6 protein-coding genes are annotated in these 8,141 nt (G+C 47.5%); 1 reads left to right on the top strand and 5 read right to left on the bottom strand.

Going from position 1 to position 8,141, the window contains the following annotated elements:
• The 5 genes from PF479_RS12430 to PF479_RS12410 all read right to left on the bottom strand — a co-directional run.
• Positions 1-1,055: uroporphyrinogen decarboxylase family protein (locus PF479_RS12430; RefSeq protein ID WP_298007026.1), on the bottom strand; the 1,055-nt coding region annotated here is incomplete at its 3' end.
• Positions 1,052-2,230, bottom strand: coding sequence for a phosphopentomutase (locus PF479_RS12425; protein ID WP_298007023.1), 1,179 nt, complete (start codon positions 2,228-2,230; stop codon positions 1,052-1,054). The genes PF479_RS12430 and PF479_RS12425, both read right to left, overlap by 4 nt.
• Positions 2,205-2,879, bottom strand: coding sequence for a deoxyribose-phosphate aldolase (gene deoC / locus PF479_RS12420; RefSeq protein ID WP_298007020.1), 675 nt, complete (start codon positions 2,877-2,879; stop codon positions 2,205-2,207). Before deoC ends, PF479_RS12425 begins: the two co-directional genes overlap by 26 nt.
• Before the next feature lie 52 nt (positions 2,880-2,931).
• Positions 2,932-4,143, bottom strand: a complete 1,212-nt coding sequence (locus PF479_RS12415; protein WP_298007018.1) for an L-serine ammonia-lyase, iron-sulfur-dependent, subunit alpha — start codon at positions 4,141-4,143, stop codon at positions 2,932-2,934.
• Position 4,144: 1 nt separating this feature from the next.
• The gene (locus PF479_RS12410) at positions 4,145-5,269 is read right to left on the bottom strand and encodes a thymidine kinase (RefSeq protein ID WP_298007015.1); all 1,125 of its coding nucleotides are present in this window, start codon (positions 5,267-5,269) and stop codon (positions 4,145-4,147) included.
• A 236-nt stretch (positions 5,270-5,505) separates the two neighbouring features.
• Here PF479_RS12410 and PF479_RS12405 point away from each other — a divergent pair, with 236 nt between their 5' ends.
• On the top strand, positions 5,506-8,019 hold the full coding sequence (locus PF479_RS12405) for an ankyrin repeat domain-containing protein (RefSeq protein WP_298007013.1): 2,514 nt from the start codon (positions 5,506-5,508) through the stop codon (positions 8,017-8,019).
• Positions 8,020-8,141 lie beyond the last annotated feature (122 nt).

Below are 8,141 nucleotides of genomic sequence, written 5' to 3'. Positions count from 1 at the left end.
CCCAGAGTCCGGCACAAAGACTCGACTTCCTGTCTGACTTCGTCGACTGTTCCGAAAGGAAGGGTCCGCTGCAGATCCCCGCCCCCGTGAAAGGCAAGAGAATCACCATACATCTTCTTGATGTAGACCATATCCATGTCTTTTGCAGCGGGCTGCAGAGGATTAAGAACATCGATGTGCATTTCGTCTCTGAAGGCCTCAATAAGGGGAATCACAGACCCGCAGGAGTGGTAAATAAGCTTTACATCATACTCTTTTATAACCTTGTTGAGCCTCTGATGAAAGGGCAGGATGTACTGCCGCCACATATCCGGAGACATGAGAAGACCGTCCTGAGTAGCCACATCATCATAGGTATATACCATGTCTATCAATGATTCACTCCGGGACATGAGTCTCCTGAAGTTTTCAATGAAGATCTCTGTATAACCATCCATGATGGCACAGACAATTTCCGGTTTTTCATAGAGAGCAATCAGGAAATTATCCAGTCCATACACACCCCAGGCAGTCTCGAATATGCCGCCGATATCATAACGAATATGACGCGGTTCCTGTTTGTTGGCTTGTTCCACAGTTTTTCCGATGCTGTCCCAGTCCCAATAATCACTGCTGGGCCATTTATCCCACTGCTCAACCTGGGCAACCGAGGACGCCTCGGCCAGGGGAAAAGCAGCATACTCCTCATACTTTGAGTATTCATTGGTCACAATCTTACGCAGACTGCCCCATACATTATAGAATCGGCCATCCTCCATAACTTCCATACCGGGTCCGATATAGTCGGGAGACACAATCCGGCAGTCCACTCCGAGAAGATCCAGAAGATCATCTTTTTTCTCTAAGGAGAAAAAATCGAATAATTTCTGCCATGTTTCGGGAACTCCCCAAAAGTCAAAGGGAACCCGGTCAGGTTCCTGATGATTCAGTGCACGGATTACCCGTTCGCGGGAGGACATCACCGAAGGGTTCGCCTTTCCATACTGCTTTTGAAACCACTGCCTCAAAGATTCTGCATCAAGATCTGGTTCTGCTAAAAATTTCTGTATTTTCATAGGAAGGATACTCCGTTTTTCATGGGTGGCACTGAAAAATACGATGAGAGAGAGGCGGCCATGTCTGCAAAGCTTCCCCGTATTCCGAGAGAACGGGGCTTACCCCCTTTTTCATACCAGAGCAAAGGAACATATTCCCTTGTGTGGTCTGTTCCCGGGAAGGAAGGATCACATCCATGATCCCCTGTTATAATAAGAACATCCCCCGGAGCCATGAGCTCCATAAAACGGAGAAGCTTGTTGTCAATAAGAGAGACAGCCTCTGCGTACCCTTTTACATCACGGCGGTGTCCGTAGATCATATCCGTATCGACCAGATTCACAAAAATAAATTCATTCCCATCCGAAGGATGGGAGAGAAGATCTTCTGTCCTCTTCAGACAATCTGGATTACCCGCATCATGAAAGCTCTCGGAGATTCCGGATTCATTGAAGATAGACCCGATCTTACCGACCGCCACAGTACGGACTGAGTGTTTCTGCAGATGGTCTAGAACTGTCTCTTCAGGGAGGGCAATGGAGTAATCATGACGTTCCCTGGTCCTGAAAAATTCACCGACCGGTCCGTCAAAAGGCCGGGCAATGACACGGCCTACCGCCAGTGGATCACAGAGTTCCCGGGCGATCTCGCACATCTTATACAATTCTTCAATGCTGTATTTTCCCATATGACAGGCAATCTGATACACAGAATCCGCAGAGGTATAACAGATGGGAAAACCTGTTTTCAGATGTTCCTCTCCCAATTCCTCAATGATTTGGGTCCCGCTGGCAGCTTTGTTTCCCAGGATGCCGCCACATCCGGTCCTGGATACAAATTCATTGACCAGGTCTTCAGGAAAGGAGGGGTACTCTTTGGGAAACTGGGTAAATGCTTTTTCAAGGACAATGCCGGCCATCTCCCAATGTCCGGTGGTAGTATCCTTTCCTGGTGAGGTCTCTTTCATGACTCCAAAAGAGGCTCCCGGTTCAGAGACTGCCTCACAGCCTGGAAGGGGGTTCCCAAGTAGGTCAGACGCATTCCCGAGCCCCAGAGATTTCATTACCGGCCAGAGAGGCCGATTCATCTGCTCACAGATATGAAGAGCCGTATTGGAACCGACATCGCCGTAATCACCAGCATCGGGGAGGGCTCCTATACCAAAACTATCAATAACCAGTACTGTTGCCCGCATCAGCATCTCCTTGAACAATCGCTATTCCGGCACTGGCTCCCAGGCGGTCCGCTCCTGCTTCAATCATGGCCAGGGCGGTTACCCTGTCCCGGATTCCTCCGGCAGCCTTAACCTGGAGGGAGGGAACGGTTTTTTTCATCAGGGCCACATCTTCGACGGTAGCCCCGGCTGTTCCGAACCCGGTAGATGTCTTGACAAAATCTGCACCAGCTTCCTCACAGAGAAGACAGGCCTTCCGGATTTCTTCCTGACTGAGATAACAGTTTTCCAGTATGACCTTGACGAGAGCCTTTCCAGATGCATCCACAACGCCCTTGATATCGGAGCGGACATAATCCAGATTCCCGGCCTTCATCTGCCCTATATGGAGTACCATATCCACCTCCAGGGCACCATCCCGGACAGCCTGGGCACACTCGGCAGCTTTAACTGATGAGGGGCTGGCTCCCAGGGGGAAACCGACCACCACGCAGGGAGCGACCGTACTTCCCTTAAGATGTTCTGCAACCAGAGAGGTATAGCAGGCATTTACACAAACTGAGGCAAAGTCATATTGGACGGCTTCTTCACAAATGCGGATGACCACATCCGGTGTTGCTGCCGCTTTGAGGATTGTATGATCGATGTATTTTGACAATTTCTTCTTCATGAATGATCCTTTTTTCTCATATATATTTTTATTGTAGGATTAATGGACAGTACTATTCCATTTTATTTTCATCATAAATGGTGGCCAGGCCTCCCAGTGATGTTTCCCGGTAGCTGCTCATAAGATCCCGTCCTGTCTGAGTCATGGTGGCAATAGCCTCATCAAATGTCACTTTATGGGAACCATCGCTGAGAATGGCATATTCTGCACTGGCGATAGCCCTGCTGGCCCCCATAACATTCCGTTCGATACAGGGAATCTGAACAAGCCCCTTAATTGGATCACAGGTCAGCCCCAGATGATGTTCCAGAGCCATTTCTGCGGCATATTCTACCTGACGGGGAGTTCCTCCCATCAGTTGTGCCGCCGCACCGGCCGCCATGGAACAGGCGACTCCGACTTCGCCCTGGCAACCCACTTCCGCACCCGATATAGAACCATTGGTGCGGACAACATTCCCCAGAATTCCCGCCGTTGCCAGGGCTCTGATTAAATCGGTCTCGCTGAGATCAAAGGATTCCTTCATGGATCGCAGGACTGCCGGCACCACTCCGCTGGCACCGCAAGTAGGAGCCGTGACGACGAGCCCCCCGCTGGCATTGGTTTCAGAAACAGCCAGGGCATAGGAAAACAGCCTGGCGGAAGTGCACAGGGGCGCGGTCAGCATGGCAGCCCTCTTTCTATAGCTGCTTGATTTTCGGCTCAGATAGAGTCCACCTGGAAGAACTCCTTCGTCTGAGAGTCCTTCATTGATAGATCTCATCATATCCTTAAGAACGGCTCCCAGAAACTCCCGGATACCCTTGCCTTCATTCATATAAACATATTCCCAGAGGGTCAGACCATTTTTATTGACATGTTTGAGGATTTTACTCATTGAATCGTGGGGGTATACAGCTGTAAATTCCGAATCAGCTTTTAACCCGGAAGTTCTTATGATGCCCCCTCCGATACTGTAGCCCTCCCATTCGCCCAGAATGATCTTACCCTTAAGGGCTTCCATCTTCATACCGTTGGGATGCTCGGGCATCAGACTGTCAGGGAACCAGAGGATTTCAACCGGACGAGGTGCAAAAGTACTGTTGATGATCTGGTCAGTCAGATGACCCTTTCCTGTGGAGGCGAGACTGCCGAAAAGGCTGACCCTATAGAGATCCGCATCAGGATAATTGATCAAAAAAGCGGCAGCAGCCTTTTGAGGGCCCATAGTATGACTGCTGGAGGGACCATTCCCGGTTTTATAAAGAGTTCTGATAGAATCCATATTACCACCTTAAAGTACGGCCACTATCGGCCAATCGGCTGATCAGATACTCTCTGTCCATATTCAGATCCTCGGCTAATTGCTTGAAGAGACCACTGCTCACAAGATTTTGTTCCACAAACAGGTATAACAGAGCTTTTTCGGCAAGACAGGGAACCTTCAAGGCATTCATGATAACCTGGGAATGGCTTAAACCGTCTTCCTGTTCACCTAGAACACTGCTGTACAATTCAGATTCTTTTACATTATTCCCCAGGAGTTCCAACTCCTGCCGGAGAAGAGCAGGATTCCCTTTGGCCGCCGATTCCCCCAGAGGTTTGAGGGTGAAATAGGTATATACTTTGCCCGGTAGATAGTGATGATGATCGCAGCGTGTACAGTAATTCGGTTCACGGGGATCTTCTTTCTTTTGATCCCCCCCTATAATGATAAGAGGATCAAAATAGAGAGCCGGACACTCCTGTCCGCCCACCGAGTAATAACGGTATGTGTAAAAACTGTCTTGAATACAGTCGGAATGTTCACAATAGGCTGTCAGGGGAAAAACATCAGTTGCTGTTTCAATCAAGAGCCGGGCAGTCGAATTGAAGATATCTCTTCGGAAGTTCAGGATGAGCGTGGGGTATACAAACACAAGTCCCCATTTATCAGAGGCATTTTTGATGACATAGGCCATTCTTTCATCAAAAAAGGAGGCCTCATCGATGATCCAGGTTCCCATTTGGGGAAAGTCAGAAATCAGCTGCTCCAGATCAAAGGAACTCCGGATGCTGGCAATATTATTCCCCAGACGTTCATAACCGCCCCGGTATGCCAGGGCATCTTCGGGATACTCTTCAAAACGTTTTTCATCCAGGGCGGAACGGACAAAAAAGACATTGCGCCGGTCTGCGTCTCCTGTTCTGGTCTGCTCAGCTACAATATCTGATTTTTCCAGGGTAACCCGGGCATCTCTCCAGATTTTCGCAGAATATTCAGTCTTACCCGATCCCATAGGTCCGATGACAAGAATCCGTCGTCCGGCTTTCGTAAAATCAAAATGCCCGTTGGATTGATGAACCCTGATTTCAGGAAACCCAAGACTCTTTAAAAAATCTCCCGAATCATACTCCGCTCTGTTTCCCATTACCACGCCCTTAGGAATCACCCTGTTTTTATTAAAAATATACCATGATTTAAAACTATCCTGTGAACCAAAACCGGGAACAGGGAGATGAATATTAACACTCTCTAAGCTCTCAATGCAATCATTTCCATAAGAATCCACCCTCAAACAGGAAAAAGACACTCTCCTGCATTAAATTCAGTTTCACAACGACCGATCATACAGTAAGGACTAATATGAATATAAGAAGGAAGACAATGATAAAGATATATAAATATTTCGGATTATCTCTGATTTTGAGCCTGTTTCTCTCCTCCTGTGCAACAACAACTCCAGAGGAGACAGTAAAACCGGATGTCGTCGAAGATAAGACGGTAACTGAAGACAGTCTTCATTCTCTTGTTCAGAACAGCAATACGGCAGGATTGGAAGAACTCTTTAAAATAAACGTGGATGTAAATGGACGGGACAGCAAAGGCAAAACAGCCCTGCATATAGCCGCGGAGGCAGGGAACACTTCTATTGTTCAACTTCTGCTGCTGCAGAAAGCCGATCCCAACAGCCTGGATAACAATGGCAAGACTCCTCTTCACCTTGCCGTCGCATCAGGCCACAGCGAAACAGCCTCAGTTCTTGTCGATGGAAAAGCAGACATATTTATTCAGGACCAGCAAAAGCTGACAGCCATCGAATCAGGGTTTAACCAGATGGAGATACTGAAAGCCCTGACCCGGGAGACAAATGTGAACAGGGGAATGGTCGGTACTGGCACCCTGATGCACCTGGCGGCCTCCAAAGGAAACACAGAGGCCGTAAAGTATCTGATCAGCCTTAAATCAGATCTGAATATCAAAAACAAGGACGGAAAACTGGCCCTGGATATTGCTCTTGAAGATAGAACCAGCCTGGAAAAAGCCAGAATTGCCTCACTCCTGATAAAAGCAGGTTCTTTTAGGGGACAGGAAGAAATATTTAACTATTTTTATACCCTTTATAATCAGCAGGATATTAATTACCGCTTTGATTTTGGGCAGACCGCGATTCACATCGCCGCTGAACAGGGACATGAGGGCATTGTCAAGCTTCTTCTGCAAGAGGGAGCAGATCTGAAAACCAGGGATAAACCGGGGAATACGCCCCTCCACAGCGCCGTAAGAGGCGGGTATAGAACGATTGTGTCGCTCCTTTTATCCGCCGGAGCTGATGTGAATGCTACGGATTACAACAGTAATGTTCCCCTTCATATGGCACTCACCCTGAATTCCAACAGCGAGATTCTTCTGATGCTTCTTTCTGCCGGAGCCGATGTAAATGCCAAAAACAGCTTTGGAAACACCCCTCTCCATCTGACAGTGACACTGAACAGAGACAGAAGGGCGGCAGAAACTCTGCTTGAATACGGCGCACTACTGGAAAACAGGAACAAAAACGGAAATACCCCCCTACTGGAAGCCGTTGACAGAGGAAATTCTGAAATAGCGATACTCCTTCTTCAGCGGGGTTCTGATATATTTGCCAGAAACAAGCAGAATCAAACCCCCATCAGCCTCAGCCTGACCAAGGGCGTCACAACACTGAGCTGGTTTATGGACAAGACAAATATAAATGCCAAAGACAACGAAGGGAATACACCACTTCATCTGGCTGTTATGATGCAGGCCAGTCCTGATGTTTTCCGCTTTCTCCTTGAAAACGGAGCCGGTATCGATAATAGAAATTTTTACGGAGAAACACCCCTTCATCTGGCAGTCGAAAAAGAATTGCTCCTTTTAACAGAAGCTTTTTTGAAACAGGGAGGAGATTTTTATATTGAAAATAATAGTGGTGAGACAGCCTTATCACTGGCTTTTGAAAAAGGTCCCGACTTTGTGGATTCCTTCCTGATAGATTCGGTTCTTGAAAAAAAGGATAATCTGGAATATACCCCCCTGTTCCATGCAGTTCTCTGGGAAAAACCGGATGTAGTCAGAGTTATAATCGACAAAGGGGCAGACATCAACAGAAAAAGCCTGATAGGTACGACTCCTCTTCACGAAGCCGTTAAGACAGGTTCTCTGGAAATCTCGGGGGTTCTTCTCAGGGCAGGTGCCGATGTGAACAGTACGGATTTTCAGGGAAACACCCCCCTTCATGAAATCGTGTACTGGAACTCCCTGAATCTGGCAGAGCTGCTGATCTCATCCGGGGCCGACATTAACAGAAAGAATCTGGAAGGACGCAGTCCATTCTATGAAGCCGTAGTCAATGGTGACTTTGAAATGTGCAGTTTCCTGATCAAAAAGGGCGCCGATAAAGACAGCAGGGACAACAGCGGGAAGACTCCTCTCTTTGAGACCATCATAGGCAAGAACAGAGCCCTCATGGAGCTTCTGGTCAGTCAGGGCAGTTCCATCCAGAAGAGGGATAACCAGGGGAATACACCCCTTCATGCAGCCGTCATTGTGGACAATAAAGTGGCTATTGAGTATCTGTTTAATTTGAATGCCGATATATTTGCGACGAACAAACAGAATGCCTCTCCCCTGACTCTGGTTTTACGAAAAGGGAGTGATACTGTAAAAACATTTATGACCCTGGAAAAGATTAATACCATGGATAATAACGGGAATACTCCTCTTCATATTGCCGCGGCCATGAAAGTTTCCGTGAGCACCCTGCAGGTCCTTCTGGATATGGGCGCCGATAAAGAGGCAAGAAACAACCAGGGACAGCGTCCCTATGACAAGGCAGTAGAAGTAAAATTTGAAGCGGCTCTGGATATTTTAAAATAAATCTTTAAATTGATCCTGATCTGTATTTATAATTCAAAAACCAGCTGTTTATAAATTGAAAATCCCCGGCTATCCGGGGATTTTTTTATTATAGTGATTTATCAGCTTCCTAAAATATCTTT

The organism is Oceanispirochaeta sp. (assembly GCF_027859075.1).
Taxonomy (GTDB): Bacteria; Spirochaetota; Spirochaetia; order DSM-2461; family DSM-2461; genus Oceanispirochaeta.
The sequence above is the reverse complement of the archived record's forward strand: the minus strand, read 5'-3'. Positions and strand labels throughout refer to the sequence as shown.